We start from the raw sequence: 17,294 nt of genomic DNA, 5'->3' as shown, positions 1-17,294 counted from the left end.
AAAATTAGCGTTTTGTCCAACCGCTGGCATCTTGATACCACCAGCCACTTTGCGCTTTTTGCACCCATCTTTGTGCAAAGGTACTGCGTATCTCTGCTTCCCACTCTGCATGGCCATTAGCATTAGCAATCTCTTTATATAGCGCATTTCTATCACCATTTTCAGCCGAGACTAAACCATTGAGACTCTGCCGATCTTTTAATGCAACCAAATTCGCATCTTTTACTGCAATCAATCCATCTTTTGTAAGACCAACTGCACCGCTATTGTAATGTGCAGCCAACTGCCCATGTCGAGTTTGCATGCTGGCTTTAAGTGCAGAAATGGCTGGCGTATTCACTTCCAGGTCAGCGGCAGCAAGCGCTATCTGACTGATGAAAAATCCTGCAAGCACTAGTAATCCAAATAAAATTTTCTTCATGATAATCTCCTTATTTTGCTGGCACTGGATTTGCAGCAGGTTCAACTGTATTAACAGTGGGTTTCTCGCCATTTTTAAGCTGCCAGACTTCGTCGATAATTTTATCTGCCGCTTTTTCTGCCGCAGCGGCCGGGAAATAAATGTTGATAGTGACGCACGCTGGTAGCATGCACGCCAAGGCTAATCCGAACATCCAATTTTTCATCATAAATCCTTTTATTAGAAACTATTTTTCTATTATTAAACTGTTTGCTTTACTTAACAATCGCTGTGCTATTGCCATCTGTCACGCGTTTAATACGTGCCAGCAATTCACTCCAACCCACGGTTCGATTGTAACCTAATACCGTAATAGCTGGTATGACACTTCCTTTAACGATGACATAGCCCCCATTCGTTGACTCAATGCCGTCCATTTGACAAATATCATTATGAAGCTTGCAACTTAACCCTATTTTTCCATAATTGAATTGCTTAAAGAAACGTAAAAAACTGCGCTGTACTGCGGCGGCGGCACCGCCTCCACCCAAAGCTGAGATGTTTTCTACTGCGCGTTGCGATATTTTTTTAGGGTACTTGCCAGGGCTACTTTGTACCGCCGCATCAAATTTAACGGGCTTCCAGTTTTGCATCTCCAACCCTTTAATATCACCGTCTAGCTTACCTTCAATCGCACCGAATGAAAAAGTACGCGTTAAATCACCTAAATCTAAATTGCGCAACGCAATCTCTGCATTCAGTTTTGGTGTACTACCTAGCGGGTCTATCATTGTCAGTTGCGTTACCGTTGCAGTACCATCAAATACGGTCAATACCACGTTGCCATCGGTAGTGAGAATGCCGCCACTATAAGTCACTAGAGGGATGTCTGCCGAAGCGGCACCTTGCATGTGCGGTAGCTTAAGACTAGTACTAAGATCTGCCATCGAGATAGGCTCAAGCTTGGCGCGTAAGTGCCAATGCCATTTTGGCCCAATGCGCGCAGCAGAAATATCAGACAAGTTCAATGCGCCATCTAAAATAGGCAGTCTAATATTAGGTGTTGTAAGCGCAAAACGATTCACTTCGGCTTTAATGTTGGTGTTCCCTAAAGGCAGATTCAATAACTCGCCACTTTCATAACCAAAACTTACATTTTTTGGCTCATCATAGCTCCACGGGATATTGGCATTAAGCTTATAAAATGCAAATTTCTGATTTTTATCAGCAATGTCTACATTGTTTAAGCGCATTTCAAATGACTTTAACTCTGAATTTTTTATTTCAAGTTTCAGCGCAGCCTTACCTTCTATATCGGCATTATTAAAAGCTGTATGCTCTAAAAATGGTTTGAATAAAAGAGGATAAGCAGTAGCTAAATCTAAGCTAGGCAAGTCACCATTAAAATTAAGCAGCTTAAAATCATTTAGGCGCATCTGGCCATTAAAACTAAGTTCACCGACGTTTTTAATCTTTAAGTTCGCATGATCAAAACTCAGTAAATCATCTTCCAACTTGCCGTTGGCAACAATTTGATGTCCACCATTCGCGATATAAAACGGCTGCCAGAATACTTCTCCTGCCTGCCAGTCAACATCCATTTGCCATATCCAATTATTGCCTGCTTGTTTTGCCCCAAGCTTGAGTTTTCCAGTAAATTTTTCTGCAGCGTGTAAACCAGCTTCATCACTGAAACTTGCATCTTTTACATTTAGCTCTGCACTGATATCCGGAATACCTTTAACCAATAGACGATTGATTACAATGCTGAAAGGCACATTAATATGTGCAGATTTAACGGAGCCCTGCGCGCAATCCCAGTGCCCTGCTTGAATATCTTTAGGAACATTGCAACTTAGGCTGACCTGCGACCAGTCTTTATCAGTTTTTTGCTTGAGTGAAGATTTTAAGCTTAATGTTGGCGAAGGCTTGCCAAGATCTAGCCTAAGAGATGCATTTTGCACATTGCCCAGAGGGTGTTCAATATGTTCTGCTTTGATTGAAATTTCGGTGATTGCATGCGCGGCCAGACTAAATGCCATGATGCAAAAAATGGCTGCAAGCCTGATTGCTTTCAAGTAAAACATAATGTTAAGTGAAGACCAGATGCCAAAAATTCAATCATCATGTTGTATTGCAGCATTATTTATCAGGATGGAAATACACCCGTAGAAAGATATCTATCTCCGCGATCGCAAACTATAGTCACAATCACGGCATTCTCTACTTCTTTAGATATCTGCAAAGCGGTATATAAAGCACCCCCACTGGAAATTCCTGCAAAAACACCCTCCTCTGAGGCTAGTTTTCTGGTGACATTCTCGGCATTTTTTTGACTGACGTAGCGTAGTTCATCCACACGTTTAGCCTCATAAATCTTTGGCAGATATTCCACTGGCCACTTGCGAATACCGGGGATTTGACTGCCCTCCTCTGGCTGCACCCCAATAATTTGTATGTTCGGATTTTGCTCTTTCAAATACCGCGACACGCCCATAATAGTACCTGTAGTGCCCATGCTTGAAACAAAATGCGTCACTTTGCCAGCAGTATCACGCCAAATTTCCGGGCCTGTACCTTCATAATGTGCAAGCGGGTTATCTGAATTACCAAACTGGTCCAACACGATGCCTTCGCCCTCCGCTTGCAATTTCATCGCCACATCACGCGCGAGTTCCATACTGCCGTCTTTAGGCGTTAAAACCAGTTCTGCGCCGTAGGCTTTCATGCTTTGGCGGCGTTCTATGCTTTGATTTTCTGGCATGACCAATATCATTTTATAACCGCGCATCGCCGCCACCATCGCCAGTGCGATGCCTGTATTGCCACTGGTGGCTTCAATCAGCGTATCACCAGGTTTAATATCACCGCGCGCTTCTGCCCGCGTAATCATGCTGTATGCAGGCCTGTCTTTAACTGACCCGGCGGGGTTGTTACCTTCCAGCTTGAGTAAAATAGTGTTGGTGGTATTGCCCGAAGCATTTTTGCCTAGCCGCTGCAATTTAACTAGCGGGGTGTTGCCGACAAAATCGTCTAATGTTTTATACATAATGAGTTTCTTTATTGTTTATTTAGATTTGCAAGATAGATCGCATATATGCCAAAGCTAACAAAGGCAATCAACCCCAGTTGCGGCAAACTTAACCCTAAAAACGTCCAATCAATCGCGGCGCAATCGCCCGTACCACGAAACACCAAAGTCAGGGCTTTTTTTAATGGAAAATTTTCAAACATATAATCAAAACCTACCCCGCAATCCGCAATCATCGTATCTTTATGAGCTTGTAGCCACCAATGACGAATCGCCACCCCAGCGCCACCTATAGCGGTTAACACTTGTAACAATGTGAATATTTTGTTGAGTATGGTATTGGGGTTAATGAATGCCGCGATTAAAAACAGCACCCCCAAGCCCATAAACACCATGCGTTGCGATATGCACAACGGACAAGGGTTTAATTGGTAATGTGTTTGTATCACCAGCGCCAAACCTACCAAACCAAAACAGGCAACAAAACCTAGCAAATAGCCAGTTTTGCCGCTGAGTAATTTATTTATCATGTCTACAGCCTTCATTGTGTTGAATGTACGCTTATAATTGAATCAAATAAACATTGTAATAGATAACGCCAGATGACTGAACCTACTTTGTATACCGAGAAGCAAATCCGAACCACCAAAATTCTGACTGCCAAGATTCTGACTGTAAGTGAGCTAAATCGTTTAGCCAATCAGGTGTTAACACAAAGTTTTCCATTATTTTGGATTTCTGGCGAAGTTTCAAATCTAACGCGTGCGGCTAGTGGACATTGGTATTTTTCACTTAAAGACGCTGGCGCACAAGTGCGTTGTGTCATGTTCAAAGGCCGAAATAGCTATTTAGACTGGTCGCCAAAAGAAGGCGATAAAGTAGAAGCGCGTTGCACAGTAACGCTATATGAAGCGCGCGGTGACTTTCAGCTTACCATTGAGTTTTTGCAACGTGCGGGCATGGGTGTTCTATTTGAAGCATTTGAAAAACTTAAAGCCAAGCTGCAGCAAGAGGGTTTATTTGATGCCGCGCTTAAAAAACCACTGCCTACGCATCCAAAAAAAATCGGCATTGTCACCTCCCCTGATGCCGCAGCACTAAGAGACGTGCTCACTACCCTCAAACGACGTATGCCGAGTATTCCGATTGTAATTTACCCGACACCAGTGCAAGGCAAAGGCGTTGCCATCCAAATTGCAGATGCGATTCAGTTGGCAAATGAACGGGCTGAATGTGATGTGCTGATTATTTGTCGCGGCGGTGGCAGCATTGAAGACCTGTGGCAATTCAATGAAGAAATTGTCGCAAGAGCGATTGCAGAATGTGCAATCGCTACTATCAGCGGTGTAGGTCACGAAACCGATTTTACCATTTGTGACTTTGTCGCAGACGTGCGCGCTGCTACACCTACGGCAGCGGCAGAACTGGTTACGCCATCTCGCGACAATTTATTAAACGTGCTTAATCAGCTAAAACAACAGTTAGCCAGAAACATGCAATATCTGCTAAACCAGCGTGAGCAGACACTGGATTACTTGGCACGCAGGTTAACTTCACCGCTACAACTCATTGAGCAACAAAAAACGCAGCTTACTCAAATGGCCTATCGGCTAAATACTTTTATAAATCAACAACTACAAGTCAAACAACAAAATTTGTTGCGCTTGAATCAAAACTTAACACACCTTAATCCGCAAGCCGTACTCACTCGAGGTTATGCATTTGTGCAAAATAAAACAGGTGTGATTATTACATCAAGCAAACAGTTACAAACTGGTGATGAGGTAAAGCTGACATTTGGCGTGGGTTCTGCTGATGCAACGATTGATAAAACCAGTCAGTAGCGCTGAATAATACTTTCCTTAAAATCTGTGCTATATAAAATTCACAAAATCCACGTATACTCATGAGTAACGGATAAGTTCAAAAATATTTCGAACACTACGTAAAAGGTAAACTATGTTAGTACACGGCCAAGCGATAAAGGAATTGGCGCCTGCCGATTACCTCATGATTGAAAATGAACATAAATTGCTGGAAAAGTACTTGGATAACCTTCGTGATGCCTGTGCTTGTAGTAATTTAGATAATCTGCCCGACTGCCAACGCTGCGACCGTGAACAGCAGACTTCGTGTCAGGGTCGATTACCTTCGTTCTTATTTCACATTATTGATTTAGCCGGCAAGCATTTTGCTCATGAAGAGGCCATCATGTTAAGCCGACCTCACGTAACGACAGACTACGAATATTTTCGAATTCACCAGCAAGCGCACGCAGACGTTATGCAAAAATTATATGCGCTATCAGAAGAGTGTTTATTGCTGAGAGATCAGAACAACACCGCTGAAATTTACAGCCAATTCTATGAAAAGCTTTCCAGTATTTTTGATGAGCATGATCGCAATTTTGATGACCCTTTTATTGAATCGACCATCGCTCAATCAACCTAGTTAAAAGTTATATACATGGATTGTAATTGGCAGGAATTGAGTGTATAAATTAACTGTAGTAAAAAAGTTTGGAAAGTTCACCTTAAATTAGGAGACGTCTATCGAAACTTCATTGATTGTTCAGCTGTAGCAAATCTCATAGCCAGCGATTGGTGACTGGTCAAATCGGCATCCCATAAGCCGAAACATAATGCCGCGTTAATGCGGCATTATTATTTTCAGATATTTAGTGATTGATTTTGAAAATCAACTCAAACACTAGACTACCCGACGGAAGCCCACCCGCAATCAGCACGAATAACTCAAGCTGACATTTAAGCAACCCATTACCGATTCAGAAACCGGATACCTAAATATCTATTACGCTTAACAATTTGAACACTGACTGGTTTAACTACAAGTTTCTCAGTTCAGAGACTGCCCCTCTTATAACTTTTACAGAGGATTTTAAGAATAGTAGCGCCAGCAATAATCCAACAAGAATGTCAGGCCATCCAGAGTGCGTTAACCAAACACCGCCAGCCGCCACAAAAACTGAAATATTGGAAGCAACGTCATTGCGAGAGCACTCCCAGACAGAACTCATGTTGATGTCTTCCTCGTGATGTTTCCAGAGCAATGCAAGACAAGTGCCGTTTGCAAGTAATGCCAATAAGCTAATAAGCCCCATAGTTTCATAAATTGGAACAATTGGAACTATGATTCGATACACAACCTGAGAGAAAACGAATAATCCTGCTATCAGTATCAAAATACCTTTAAACAAGGCGATCTTAGCCTTTGAACGTGGGGCGCTGGCAATAGCGTAGAGGCTTAAACCATAAGTTATAGCATCGCCTAGATTGTCGAGTGAGTCTGATAATAAGGCAGTTGAACCTGACATGATTCCTGCGACAATTTCAACCAAAAACATCACAACATTAATACACAGCACAACCTTTAAGGTCGAACTTTGTCGAACTCTCAGTGCATCAATCGCACAGGATTTGTTCTCGCAACAATCAGCCATGTAGAAATAATTGTTAATATAATTGAGAAACAATCATGGCAGAAAATAGTTAATTTGACTATTAATCAAATAGGCATACATTATATTTTTTTATGGTAATAGTGTCTTTCGGCTTTTACCGTTGCGAGCATTGCCAGTGTTGTTGGTCACTGGTTCATACATGTCGTGCCCAAGGCGCTCAGCCATTTCGGCTTGCAGCGCACGTTCAACCAGTGCTTTGGTGAGTTGTTTGAGAAGACCATTCTCGCCAATAAGTTCTTCTGGCTTTCGATAATTGGCTAATAACCCATCAATTAAATCGTTGGGTAGTGCTTTTAGTGTCGTCATTTTTAATCCATTTCTGAAAATAGCAGTTTCCTGCAAAATGACGTTTACACAAAATTATTTACACCCCCTATTTAACTCAAAAAGGCTTTTAACCAATTCACTTCAGTTAGATTAAGTACAAGCTCGCCAGCATAATTTCTGCACTTCCCTGTAATGCTGTTAAAATGTATGTTTAATATAAAACGTTTATTTTAAACACCATTCCCATGCGGCTATTCGGCATTCCTAATTGTAATACGGTTAAAAAAGCCCGTGACTGGCTCACCGGTCATGGCATTACATACGAATTTCATGACTTCAAAAAAAATGGTGTTAGCCAAGCGTTGCTTGAAAGCTGGTTAACCCAATTCCCTTGGGAAAAACTAGTAAATAGAGCAGGTATGACATGGCGCAAGCTATCAGATGCTGAAAAATCAGCGGTGATAGATGCAAATACAGCGCTAAACTTAATGCTGGAAAAACCCTCTGTTATTAAACGCCCGGTATTAGTAAAAGACGGAAAAATCCTATGTTTAGGATTTACAGAAGCACCCTATAAAGAACTACTATGACCAAATCAATGACGATCAATAATACATCTGACAGCAAAACGTTAAGCCTGGCGATTGACTTACTCACACGCCGCTCAAACACGCCAGAAGATGCAGGTTGCCAGAAACTGATGATTTCTCGCTTGGAGCCGCTAGGCTTCAAAATTGAGCGTATGCGCTTTGGTAACGTAGATAATTTTTATGCGCGCCGCGGCACTGTTGGCCCGTTATTGATATTTGCCGGCCATACAGACGTTGTACCTACTGGCCCATTAGATAAATGGCATACACCGCCATTTGAGCCCACTATTAAAGACGGCATGCTTTATGCGCGCGGCGCAGCAGACATGAAAACTTCGCTCGCCGCATTTATTACCAGCATAGAAGAATTTATCGCTGAAAATCCAAACCACTCAGGCTCAATAGGTTTATTGATTACCTCTGATGAGGAAGGCGTTGCGGTAGATGGTACAGTTAAAGTGGTTGAAGCCTTAAAAGCACGCGGCGAATTGATTGATTACTGCATCGTTGGCGAACCTACCAGCAATAAAGTGGTAGGCGATATGATTAAAAATGGTCGTCGTGGTTCACTCTCAGGCAAGCTTGTCGTTAAGGGCATACAAGGCCATATCGCCTATCCGCATTTAGTGAAAAACCCAATTCACATGGTTGCTCCAGCCATTAAAGATATGGTTGAAACTGTTTGGGATACGGGTAACGAATACTTTCCGCCTACTTCATGGCAAATATCGAACATGAATGGCGGCACTGGCGCGACCAATGTGGTACCTGGTGAAGTAGAGATTTTATTTAACTTTAGATTCAGCACTGCTAGTACAGAACAAAACCTGAAAGAACGTGTGTATGCCATTCTGGATAAGCATGCACTCAACTATGATTTAGAGTGGGAATACTCGCCGCCGTACATTACACCACGCGGCAATTTGGTAGAAGCGATTACAGAAGCTATTCAGCAGTCATACGGCGTAACACCAGAATTATCGACTACGGGTGGCACATCTGATGGACGTTTTATTGCCGATATATGCAAGCAAGTCATTGAGTTTGGCCCACTGAATGCAACGATACACAAACTGAATGAATGCGTGGGCGTGGCCGATATTGAGCCGCTAAAAGAAACTTACAAATTAACGCTACAAAAATTACTCTCATAGAAAAACGTGATGACAAATAACAACGCCCAAAACCATATTGTGCATAGCGAGCTATTTACCGTTCGCGACTGGATACGCTTTGCTGTAAGCCAGTTTGAAGCCTCAGACATCTTCTACGGTCACGGTACTGATAACGCCTATGATGAAGCTGTTTGGCTTATCATGAGCGGACTTCACCTGCCTATGGATACACTTAATAACTTTTTAGATGCGCGGCTAATACCAACCGAGCGCAACAAACTGGCCGCTTTTATAGAACAGCGCATTAGCAAACACACGCCAACTGCTTACCTTTTAAAAGAGGCTTGGTTACAAGGCCTTAAGTTTTATGTGGATGAGCGCGTTCTTATTCCACGCTCGTTTATTGCAGAACTACTGGCTAATGGTTTAAGCACTGGAGATTTAAGTCCTTGGATTGAGTTTCCTGAAATGATAGAAAGCGCTGCAGACATTTGTACTGGCAGCGGCTGTTTAGGTGTGTTACTTGCCAGCGTTTTCCCCAATGCAGCAATTGATGTCATTGACATTTCACAGGATGCTATTGATGTCGCTAATATCAATATTGCTAACTATGGCTTGCAAGAACAGGTCACGGCAATTAAATCTGACATGTTCAGCGCGTTAAAAGGCCCAGATAACAAACCTAAGTTATATGATTTAATCATCAGCAACCCACCGTATGTAGATGCTCCATCCATGGCTGCATTGCCGCAAGAGTATCAAAACGAGCCACAACTTGCATTAGGTAGCGGCATTGCAGGGCTGGATCACACGCACACTATTCTGCGCGAGGCCGCAAATTACCTAAACGATGATGGCATATTGATTGTTGAAATCGGCCATAATCGTGAAGCTTTAGAAGCGGCCTATCCAAACATTATTTTTAACTGGCTAGAAGTTTCGTCAGGGAATGAATTTGTATTTTTACTCACTAAGTCACAGCTTACATTAGGTCACACTCCACTTTGAACACCGCTAAAAACCTCAATCAAACCAATAATCAAACTATCAGCTGGCAAGAAGCCAACAAAACCAAAACGGGCATCTGGCATTCTGAAAACGCCGCACCTGTCCCTAAGCGCGTACAAATAGCTGACGACACCACCAAAGCAGACGATGCATATAAACTTTGTTGTGAAGGCACTGCCCTACTGTGGCGCGGTGACTTTCAAAATGCCAAGATGCTGATGCAAGCCCTATCACGCCGAATAGACCGCCCTGGTAAAAAACCCAAAAAGCCTGCAAGCACCATGCTGGAGGCATTTCATTTGCATCGCCAGTCACAATCACAAAAAGCACGTATTTTAGGCATGTTAGTCATTGAGTTAAACGTGGGCTACAACATCAACTTACGTCGAGCACCTGATGTAAAAGCCGCATGTGAACATGCTTACGGTAAAAGCACGCAAACTATCGTGGTGTCATTACGTGAAATTTTAGGCCTAGTTGGCGCTTACGAATGGAGCAAAAATGGTGTCGACATTCCCGTCATCAACAATAAAATTTACCCAAGCTATGGCGTATTTTCACCGATTCGCGGTGAATACCTGGATTTAGTTGATGTGACTCCATTACCTGTACCATGCAATCTGGCCTTTGACATAGGCACTGGCACAGGTGTATTAGCCGCCATACTTGCTAACCGTGGGGTCACGAAAATAATCGCTACTGATAATTCGCACCGCGCCTTGGATTGCGCATTAAAAAATGTGAATCTATTAGGGTTAAAAAACAATGTGTCATTGATTGAAGCCGACTTATTTCCAAAAGCCAAAGATGGTAAAGATGAGTACGGAAAAGCAGATTTAATCGTCTGTAACCCGCCTTGGTTACCTGCGCACCCAAGCTCAGCACTTGAATCTGCAATATACGATGAAAAAAGTAAAATGCTTAAAGGCTTTTTAAATGGCTTAGCTGCTCATTTAAGTAGCCATGGCGAAGGTTGGCTTGTACTTTCTGACTTTGCAGAACATTTGGGCTTAAGAACACGCGAAGAATTGCTAGGCTGGATAGCCGCAGCAGGCTTAAAAGTGCTTGAAAGAACCGACACCAAAGCAAGACATAGCAAAACGCTTGATGCAAGCGACCCGCTACATGCGGCACGTAAGGCTGAAGTAACTTCGTTATGGCGGTTGGGTAAACTTTAGTATTTATTATGTGCTAACAGTTAAGTTGATTATTTTATAAAACAGATCAAATAACTTTTGATCTGTTTTATCAGCACAATTTAGCCCCGCCCTCTATTCCTATCACTCTTTTTTTGCATGGCTGGAGCCGCCAAGTCGCTAGTCTGTCGCACGCGGCGATTCTCATTTTTTCTAGGTGCTGGTTTTTTAGTGGCAGGATTATTACGTGCAGCATCTGTTTTGCCGCGATACGGTCTTGCTTCACCATCGGCAGCATCACGTGGCGGTCTATCTAATGCACTTATCCTTTGTTTACGTACTTTTGGCATAAACACAGTGGTGGCTTTTAATTTTTCGCGTTGCGTGAGTTGTCTGAGCGGTGCACTTGGTACTGGCAAATCAGCCCACTCCAACAAACCAACCACTTCTTTTTGCTCAAGCTTAAGCATTTGGCCGCGTTTAACGCGTGGCGGCAAATTAACAGGTCCGAAACGTACGCGCATCAAGCGGCTGACTGGCAACTGAAACGCCTCAAATAGTCTTCGTACTTCTCGGTTACGGCCTTCGCGCAGAATCACTTGATACCAGTGGTTCGCACCCTCACCACCTTGCGCGCTAATGCTATCAAAGTTGGCCGGGCCATCTTCCAGCTCAATGCCTTCTGTAAGTTGCTTCATTTGACCTTCAGTCAATTCACCAAAGATACGCACCGCGTATTCGCGCTCAACCTCATAACGTGGATGCATGAAACGATTAGCCAACTCGCCTGAAGTGGTAAATATCAGCAAGCCACTAGTATTCATATCTAAACGGCCAATGGCAATCCATTTGGCATTTTTAACTTTTGGCAGTTTATCAAACACACTCGCGCGACCTTCAGGGTCATCTTGACTGACGATTTCACCTTCTGGTTTATGGTAGATCAACACTTGTGGTAGCTCTGCTACGAACGGCAACTTTAACGGACGGCTATCTAAACGCACAACATCGTATTGTGTAACGCCCTGGCCTACTGCAGCTGGCGCGCCATTTACAGTCACTCGACCACTAGCAATAAGTAATTCCATATCGCGACGTGAGCCTAAGCCAGCTAATGCCAATAACTTATGCAGCCTTTGTGTGGGTTCTGGCGGTGCGTTTTCGTCAACCGCTAATTTAGTGAAACTGGTTTTTGGGCGGCGAGGCGTTGCCTGCGGGTCGCGTTGAGTTTTAAAGGGACGTGCCATGATTGATAACTAATTGATTGTAATAGCGCATTTTACCGCAGTTACAGCTAATCTCAGCAGAATAAAAATGTTTCTTGCTTCTCTGACATTCCAAGGCAACTCAGAATCTGCTATAAATCCAGCTGAACCTCAGATTTCACAAAGTCTTCCATTGCAGGTAACTCTGCGAGTGACTTCAAATTAAGGTCATCTAAAAAGTGTTTGGTGGTCGCATATAATGAAGGCCGGCCGGGCACCTCCCGCTGCCCAACGACGTCAACCCAATCACGCTCTTGCAACTGTCGCATCACGTTCGGGTTGACTGCAACACCGCGAATCTCCTCAATGTCGCCCCGCGTCACGGGTTGCCTATACGCAATAATCGCTAATGTTTCCATCACCGCACGTGAATATTTTGGCTGCTTTTCAGGATTCAACCGGGCTAAAAAGGTTGTATATTCAGGTCGAGCCTGAAAACGATAGCCCGTTGCTACTTGCACTAACTCCATAGTGCGGGCGTCCCAGTCCTGCTTAAGCTCATCCAGCAACATACGCAAAGTGGTGCGTTCCATACGGTCAGAAAATAATTTTTGCATATCATCTAAGCTAAGTGGCTGTGAAGATGTCAGCAATGCAACCTCTAGCACTTGTTTCATTTGCGTGGTGTTTTCAGGTTCTTTCATCATTCATTAAACATCATTCGCGAGAATTCAACTGCACATAGATAGGTGAAAAAGGCGCTTGTTGTGTCATGCGTAGCAAGCCTTCACGCGCCAACTCTAAAACCGCTAAAAAGCATACTACTAATTTTGGAATACCGTCTTGCACCACATCAAACAATTGTGAAAACTCTAATATATGATCAGTTTTTAATCGACGTAATATGATGCTCATATGCTCACGCACGGAAAGCTCAGCCTTGCCTATTTTGTGGTGTTTATATTGACTGGCTCGCTTAAGCACATTACGCCACGCTTCTGTTAAGTCATCCAAGCTGACTTCAGGCGGCTTAATGTCGCTAATATGCTGATAATAAGCGCTGGCAACGGCAATATCCCCGCCCACTTTAGGCATTTCATCAATGCGTTGTGCGGCAAGTTTAATGGCTTCATACTCCATTAAACGGCGCACCAATGCAGCCCTAGGATCATCCTCAGATTCAATTTCAGCAGGCTTTGGAAGCAACATGCGGGATTTAATCTCTATCAGCATGGCCGACATTAGCAAATAGTCACCTGCCAATTCAAGCTTAATCGCATGCATTTTTTCTACATATTCCATATATTGGCGCGTTAAATCCGCCATCGGAATATCTAAAATATCGAGATTGTGTTTTCGGATTAAGTACAACAGTAAATCTAGCGGGCCTTCAAATGCCTCTAAATAAACCTCCAGCGCATCAGGCGGAATATAAAGATCTTGTGGAAGCTGAGTAAAAGCTTCCCCTTTGATTTTTGCACTGAGAGGAGTTTCAATCAAAATATTTAAGATTTAACTATAATTTAAACCCATCGCATCACGAACATCGCGCATGGTTTCACGGGCGAGTTTACGGGCTTTTTCACAACCTTCAGCGACGATATTTTTAACTAGCGTAGGATCTTCAGCATATTGCGCCGCGCGCTCTTGTATTGGTTTTAGTTCAGCTAACACGCCCTCAATTACAGGGCCTTTACACTCGATACAACCGATTGAAGCATTTTTACAGCCCTGCTGCACCCACTCCTGCGTAGCCTGGCTTGAATAGATTTCATGCAATTGCCATACTGGGCATTTTGCAGGGTTGCCCGGATCTGTGCGACGCACGCGCGCCGGGTCAGTCGGCATAGTTTTGATTTTTTTTGCAATTGCATCTGGATTTTCACGCAACGAAATAGTGTTGTTGTACGACTTGGACATTTTATGACCATCCAACCCCGGCATTTTTGAGGCTGGCGTGAGTTTGTATTCCGGTTCAAGCAAAATCATTTTGCCGCCACCTTCCAGATAACCTAACAAACGCTCTTTATCACCCATGCTCATGCCTTGTTGCTCTTCAATCAGGGAACGGGCTGAATCAAGCGCTTCTTCATCACCGCTTTGCTGATAGGCATTGCGCATTTCTTCGTACAAAGCACCACGCTTGCTGCCTAGCTTTTTAATAGCAGCTTCGGCTTTTTCTTCAAAACCTTTTTCTTTGCCATAGATATGGTTAAATCTACGCGCAATTTCACGGGTGAACTCTATATGCGGAATTTGGTCTTCGCCCACTGGCACTTGTGTAGCTTTGTAAATGAGAATATCCGCGCTTTGCAACAGTGGGTAGCCCAAGAAGCCGTAAGTAGATAAATCTTTGCTAGATAATTTTTCCTGCTGGTCTTTATAGGTTGGCACACGTTCTAGCCAGCTCAGTGGCGTAATCATGCTCAATAGCGTAAATAGTTCGGCATGTTCAGGCACTCGCGATTGTATAAAAATCGTCGCATTGGCAGGATCAACGCCAGCTGCCAGCCAGTCGATAACCATCTCCCACACACTTTCTTCAATGATTTCTGGCGTATCGTAATGCGTAGTGAGCGCATGCCAATCTGCTACAAAAAATAAGCATTCATGCTCGTGCTGTAACTTAATCCAGTTTTTAAGTACACCGTTGTAATGCCCTAGATGCAAATTGCCTGTAGGGCGCATGCCTGATAAAACGCGTTCGATTGCCATCTGCTAAAAACCTTAAATTTATTATGTTGCTATTATACAAACAAGCTTATTAAATTAAGCTTTTTATTAAGCCATCTACTACATTGATAAGTGGAGTTAAAATTCTGCTTAATACGCCAGTAAACAAGAGCGCAATCAGAATGATGAATCCAAAACGCTCTATTTGTGCAAATGGCCGTGCCAAATTCATAGGCAGCAAACTAACCGCGATACGTCCGCCGTCTAATGGAGGCAAGGGCAATAAATTCAACACCATCAATACAATGTTGATAGCAATACCTGCTTTAGCCATCATTGCTAATGGGTATGCGATAGCTTCTGGCGCCCCTGCAGAAAATTTAATGACTAATGCCCAAAAAATGGCCATCACAAAATTTGAAGCTGGCCCAGCCGCCGCGACCCATAACATATCCTTTTTAGGGTTGCGTAAGCGGCTAAAATCTACAGGTACAGGCTTTGCCCAGCCAAACAAAATACCGCCTAGCAATATCGTTATTGCTGGCAACAGAATAGTTCCGAATGGGTCGATGTGCTTAATGGGATTTAAAGTAATTCGTCCGGCATTAAAGGCAGTCATATCACCAAAGTATTTTGCCGCATAACCATGCGCCGCTTCATGTACTGTAATGGCAAATATAATAGGTGGCGCATAAATAACAATCTTTTGTATGAGTGACAATTCCATTGATTACTCTTTTTAGTAAATAAATTAGTACTAGCTTAACCCAAATGGAGCCAAATCACCCAAACCTTCACGTATTAGCACAGGCGCATCATCAGTTAAATTAATGACGGAGGTTGCCCCAGCTACACAATGCCCAGCGTCAATCACTAAATCAACATTATGTTCAAGCTTCTCGCGAATCTCCCAAGCCTCACAGAGTGATGAATCATCATCGGGAAAGTACAGCGTCATACTTAACAAAGGAGCATCTATCGCTTCCAGTATAGCTTGCACGATGGCATGCTGCGGCACTCGAAGCCCTACGGTGTTGCGTTTTGGGTGCTGTAGTTTGCGCGGCACTTCGCGCGTGGCATTCAAAATAAAGGTATAAGGGCCGGGGGTGTTGGCTTTAAGCAGGCGAAACTGACTGTTACTCACAATTGCGTAATTGCCCAGCTCACTTAGATTGCGGCACACTAGGGTAAACAAGTGCTTATCATCCACCCCGCGAATTTGACGAATTCTAGCTTGAGCATCGCCATGGCCTATCATGCAGCCTAAGGCATAGCCCGAATCGGTTGGGTAAGCTATTACACCACCGCCTCGCAGAATGTCTGCCGTTTGCACAATAAGTCGATGTTGCGGATTATCAACATTAATATTAAAAAATTGGGACATATTTTTATTCGTTATACCTTTAAAGCGTATTGTTTTACAGTAAGGCCTCTGGCCAATCGTGCCAAACAGGCACGCAATTACTAGGCAGCATAGGCAAACGTCCCATTTCCATAAAACTAAGACCCTTACCGTGATAATCAGAACCTTGCGAGGACTTTAAGCCAAATAGTTGGGCGTATTTTGCATATTCCACATATTGCGCGCCGGTATGACTGCCCGTCACCACCTCTATAGCCGCACCACCTAACGCTCTAAATTCGTTTAATAACAATAACATATTGATACGGCCTAAATCATATCGTCCTGGGTGTGCAAGCACAGCCACCCCACCGCTACCAACAATCCAATTCACCGCATCTTCCAAGCTTGCCCACTGATGTTCAAAATAACCCGGCTTGCCTTTTACCAAATATTTTTTAAAAACAGATTTAGTATCTTTTGAAATGCCGCTATCCACTAAAAACCTTGCAAAATGAATACGACCGATAATGCCTTCAGTTGCATACTGGTAAGCGCCTTCTAAACTACCCTTAATGCCTACCTTTTCTAAGCCAGCCGCCATTCCAGCTGCTCTTGTATGACGACCTGCACGGATAGATTCCAAACCGAATTTTAATGGTGGATGCTGAGGATCAATTTTTAATCCAACAATATGTAATGTGCGTTTTTTCCAGGTAACAGAAATTTCAACACCATTAATAAACTGCAAACCCAAACGCTTAGCCTCACTTGCTGCAACTTCTAAACCGCCAGTATCATCATGATCTGTCAACGCCAACACATCAACATTATGCATTGCGGCATGCTCAACTAGTTCAGCAGGGCTTAATAGACCGTCTGAAATATTAGAATGCGAATGTAAATCAAAGATTAATGACATGAATTACGCTTCTTGAAAGTTAAGAAAACACAAAAATACGTGGTTATTACTGAAAAACTGCTTGAAAATTAACCCTTGTGGCACAACATCAATCATAGCAAAATAACGACTTATGCTAAAGCAT

At 43.2% G+C, this 17,294-nt stretch carries 19 protein-coding genes and 1 pseudogene; 6 read left to right on the top strand and 14 right to left on the bottom strand.

Annotated elements, in window-relative coordinates; all coding sequences use genetic code 11:
- Window positions 1–4 precede the first annotated feature (4 nt).
- The 5 genes from Q8J82_RS05645 to Q8J82_RS05625 all read right to left on the bottom strand — a co-directional run bounded on the left by Q8J82_RS05645 (window position 5) and on the right by Q8J82_RS05625 (window position 3,961).
- Entirely contained in the window at window positions 5–421 is a 417-nt protein-coding gene (locus Q8J82_RS05645) for a YdbL family protein (protein WP_305252257.1), read from the bottom strand.
- 10 nt (window positions 422–431) lie between these two features.
- A complete protein-coding gene (locus Q8J82_RS05640; protein ID WP_305327164.1) occupies window positions 432–626 on the bottom strand; it encodes a hypothetical protein in 195 nt (64 codons plus the stop codon).
- A 49-nt stretch (window positions 627–675) separates the two neighbouring features.
- Window positions 676–2,442, bottom strand: coding sequence for a hypothetical protein (locus Q8J82_RS05635; protein ID WP_305327909.1), 1,767 nt, complete (start codon window positions 2,440–2,442; stop codon window positions 676–678).
- Window positions 2,443–2,549: 107 nt separating this feature from the next.
- Window positions 2,550–3,449 (bottom strand): cysteine synthase CysM, encoded by a 900-nt coding sequence (gene cysM, locus Q8J82_RS05630; RefSeq protein ID WP_305327908.1) that lies wholly within the window; start codon window positions 3,447–3,449, stop codon window positions 2,550–2,552.
- A gap of 11 nt (window positions 3,450–3,460) precedes the next feature.
- Entirely contained in the window at window positions 3,461–3,961 is a 501-nt protein-coding gene (locus Q8J82_RS05625) for a disulfide bond formation protein B (RefSeq protein WP_304908477.1), read from the bottom strand.
- Window positions 3,962–4,033: 72 nt separating this feature from the next.
- Between Q8J82_RS05625 and xseA the strand changes: the two genes are divergently transcribed.
- Window positions 4,034–5,275, top strand: a complete 1,242-nt coding sequence (gene xseA / locus Q8J82_RS05620) for an exodeoxyribonuclease VII large subunit (protein WP_305327907.1) — start codon at window positions 4,034–4,036, stop codon at window positions 5,273–5,275.
- Between the two features lie 115 nt (window positions 5,276–5,390).
- Window positions 5,391–5,882 carry a hypothetical protein gene (locus Q8J82_RS05615; RefSeq protein WP_304908479.1) on the top strand — a complete coding sequence of 164 codons (492 nt, stop codon included), beginning with the start codon at window positions 5,391–5,393 and terminating at the stop codon, window positions 5,880–5,882.
- Window positions 5,883–6,276: 394 nt separating this feature from the next.
- Here Q8J82_RS05615 and Q8J82_RS05610 read toward each other — a convergent pair whose 3' ends face one another.
- Together Q8J82_RS05610 and Q8J82_RS05605 are read right to left on the bottom strand one after the other, a co-directional pair.
- The gene (locus tag Q8J82_RS05610; RefSeq protein WP_304890085.1) at window positions 6,277–6,891 is read right to left on the bottom strand and encodes a cation diffusion facilitator family transporter; all 615 of its coding nucleotides are present in this window, start codon (window positions 6,889–6,891) and stop codon (window positions 6,277–6,279) included.
- 99 nt (window positions 6,892–6,990) lie between these two features.
- Window positions 6,991–7,218, bottom strand: a pseudogene (locus tag Q8J82_RS05605) (transposase); the annotation flags it as partial.
- A gap of 206 nt (window positions 7,219–7,424) precedes the next feature.
- On the opposite strand from Q8J82_RS05605, the gene Q8J82_RS05600 reads away from it, so the two are divergent.
- The 4 genes from Q8J82_RS05600 to Q8J82_RS05585 are packed head-to-tail and all read left to right on the top strand — an operon-like array spanning window position 7,425 to window position 11,070.
- Window positions 7,425–7,769: an ArsC family reductase gene (locus Q8J82_RS05600; protein ID WP_304890084.1), complete on the top strand. Its 345-nt coding sequence runs from the start codon at window positions 7,425–7,427 to the stop codon at window positions 7,767–7,769.
- Entirely contained in the window at window positions 7,766–8,923 is a 1,158-nt protein-coding gene (gene dapE, locus Q8J82_RS05595; RefSeq protein ID WP_305327906.1) for a succinyl-diaminopimelate desuccinylase, read from the top strand. The genes Q8J82_RS05600 and dapE overlap by 4 nt, the downstream gene beginning before the upstream one ends.
- Before the next feature lie 9 nt (window positions 8,924–8,932).
- Window positions 8,933–9,892, top strand: coding sequence for a 50S ribosomal protein L3 N(5)-glutamine methyltransferase (prmB, locus tag Q8J82_RS05590; RefSeq protein ID WP_304908481.1), 960 nt, complete (start codon window positions 8,933–8,935; stop codon window positions 9,890–9,892).
- A complete protein-coding gene (locus Q8J82_RS05585) occupies window positions 9,889–11,070 on the top strand; it encodes a class I SAM-dependent methyltransferase (RefSeq protein WP_305327905.1) in 1,182 nt (393 codons plus the stop codon). The genes prmB and Q8J82_RS05585 overlap by 4 nt, the downstream gene beginning before the upstream one ends.
- A gap of 80 nt (window positions 11,071–11,150) precedes the next feature.
- Here Q8J82_RS05585 and rluB read toward each other — a convergent pair whose 3' ends face one another.
- The 7 genes from rluB to Q8J82_RS05550 form a co-directional block, all read right to left on the bottom strand.
- The gene (rluB, locus tag Q8J82_RS05580; protein WP_305327904.1) at window positions 11,151–12,275 is read right to left on the bottom strand and encodes a 23S rRNA pseudouridine(2605) synthase RluB; all 1,125 of its coding nucleotides are present in this window, start codon (window positions 12,273–12,275) and stop codon (window positions 11,151–11,153) included.
- Window positions 12,276–12,385: 110 nt separating this feature from the next.
- Window positions 12,386–12,937, bottom strand: a complete 552-nt coding sequence (scpB, locus tag Q8J82_RS05575; protein ID WP_304890087.1) for an SMC-Scp complex subunit ScpB — start codon at window positions 12,935–12,937, stop codon at window positions 12,386–12,388.
- A 13-nt stretch (window positions 12,938–12,950) separates the two neighbouring features.
- Window positions 12,951–13,736: a ScpA family protein gene (locus Q8J82_RS05570; protein ID WP_370653513.1), complete on the bottom strand. Its 786-nt coding sequence runs from the start codon at window positions 13,734–13,736 to the stop codon at window positions 12,951–12,953.
- A 9-nt stretch (window positions 13,737–13,745) separates the two neighbouring features.
- A complete protein-coding gene (locus Q8J82_RS05565; protein WP_304890075.1) occupies window positions 13,746–14,948 on the bottom strand; it encodes a tryptophan--tRNA ligase in 1,203 nt (400 codons plus the stop codon).
- Window positions 14,949–14,997: 49 nt separating this feature from the next.
- Window positions 14,998–15,633 carry a site-2 protease family protein gene (locus Q8J82_RS05560; RefSeq protein WP_305327903.1) on the bottom strand — a complete coding sequence of 212 codons (636 nt, stop codon included), beginning with the start codon at window positions 15,631–15,633 and terminating at the stop codon, window positions 14,998–15,000.
- A gap of 30 nt (window positions 15,634–15,663) precedes the next feature.
- Window positions 15,664–16,290 (bottom strand): L-threonylcarbamoyladenylate synthase, encoded by a 627-nt coding sequence (locus Q8J82_RS05555; protein ID WP_305327902.1) that lies wholly within the window; start codon window positions 16,288–16,290, stop codon window positions 15,664–15,666.
- A 34-nt stretch (window positions 16,291–16,324) separates the two neighbouring features.
- Complete coding sequence (locus Q8J82_RS05550; RefSeq protein ID WP_304908162.1) at window positions 16,325–17,170, bottom strand: 3',5'-nucleoside bisphosphate phosphatase; 846 nt, start codon at window positions 17,168–17,170, stop codon at window positions 16,325–16,327.
- Window positions 17,171–17,294: the final 124 nt, after the last annotated feature.

The organism is Methylotenera sp., from assembly GCF_030684185.1.
GTDB lineage: Bacteria > Pseudomonadota > Gammaproteobacteria > Burkholderiales > Methylophilaceae > Methylotenera.
The sequence above is the reverse complement of the archived record's forward strand: the minus strand, read 5'-3'. Positions and strand labels throughout refer to the sequence as shown.

Coding starts and splice junctions, on each gene's coding strand:
- Q8J82_RS05645 (WP_305252257.1), bottom strand. CDS start 421: ATGAAGAAAATTTTATTTGGATTACTAGTGCTTGCAGGATTTTTCATC.
- Q8J82_RS05640 (WP_305327164.1), bottom strand. CDS start 626: ATGAAAAATTGGATGTTCGGATTAGCCTTGGCGTGCATGCTACCAGCG.
- Q8J82_RS05635 (WP_305327909.1), bottom strand. CDS start 2,442: ATGGCATTTAGTCTGGCCGCGCATGCAATCACCGAAATTTCAATCAAA.
- cysM (WP_305327908.1), bottom strand. CDS start 3,449: ATGTATAAAACATTAGACGATTTTGTCGGCAACACCCCGCTAGTTAAA.
- Q8J82_RS05625 (WP_304908477.1), bottom strand. CDS start 3,961: ATGATAAATAAATTACTCAGCGGCAAAACTGGCTATTTGCTAGGTTTT.
- xseA (WP_305327907.1), top strand. CDS start 4,034: ATGACTGAACCTACTTTGTATACCGAGAAGCAAATCCGAACCACCAAA.
- Q8J82_RS05615 (WP_304908479.1), top strand. CDS start 5,391: ATGTTAGTACACGGCCAAGCGATAAAGGAATTGGCGCCTGCCGATTAC.
- Q8J82_RS05610 (WP_304890085.1), bottom strand. CDS start 6,891: ATGGCTGATTGTTGCGAGAACAAATCCTGTGCGATTGATGCACTGAGA.
- Q8J82_RS05600 (WP_304890084.1), top strand. CDS start 7,425: ATGCGGCTATTCGGCATTCCTAATTGTAATACGGTTAAAAAAGCCCGT.
- dapE (WP_305327906.1), top strand. CDS start 7,766: ATGACCAAATCAATGACGATCAATAATACATCTGACAGCAAAACGTTA.
- prmB (WP_304908481.1), top strand. CDS start 8,933: ATGACAAATAACAACGCCCAAAACCATATTGTGCATAGCGAGCTATTT.
- rluB (WP_305327904.1), bottom strand. CDS start 12,275: ATGGCACGTCCCTTTAAAACTCAACGCGACCCGCAGGCAACGCCTCGC.
- scpB (WP_304890087.1), bottom strand. CDS start 12,937: ATGAAAGAACCTGAAAACACCACGCAAATGAAACAAGTGCTAGAGGTT.
- Q8J82_RS05565 (WP_304890075.1), bottom strand. CDS start 14,948: ATGGCAATCGAACGCGTTTTATCAGGCATGCGCCCTACAGGCAATTTG.
- Q8J82_RS05560 (WP_305327903.1), bottom strand. CDS start 15,633: ATGGAATTGTCACTCATACAAAAGATTGTTATTTATGCGCCACCTATT.
- Q8J82_RS05555 (WP_305327902.1), bottom strand. CDS start 16,290: ATGTCCCAATTTTTTAATATTAATGTTGATAATCCGCAACATCGACTT.
- Q8J82_RS05550 (WP_304908162.1), bottom strand. CDS start 17,170: ATGTCATTAATCTTTGATTTACATTCGCATTCTAATATTTCAGACGGT.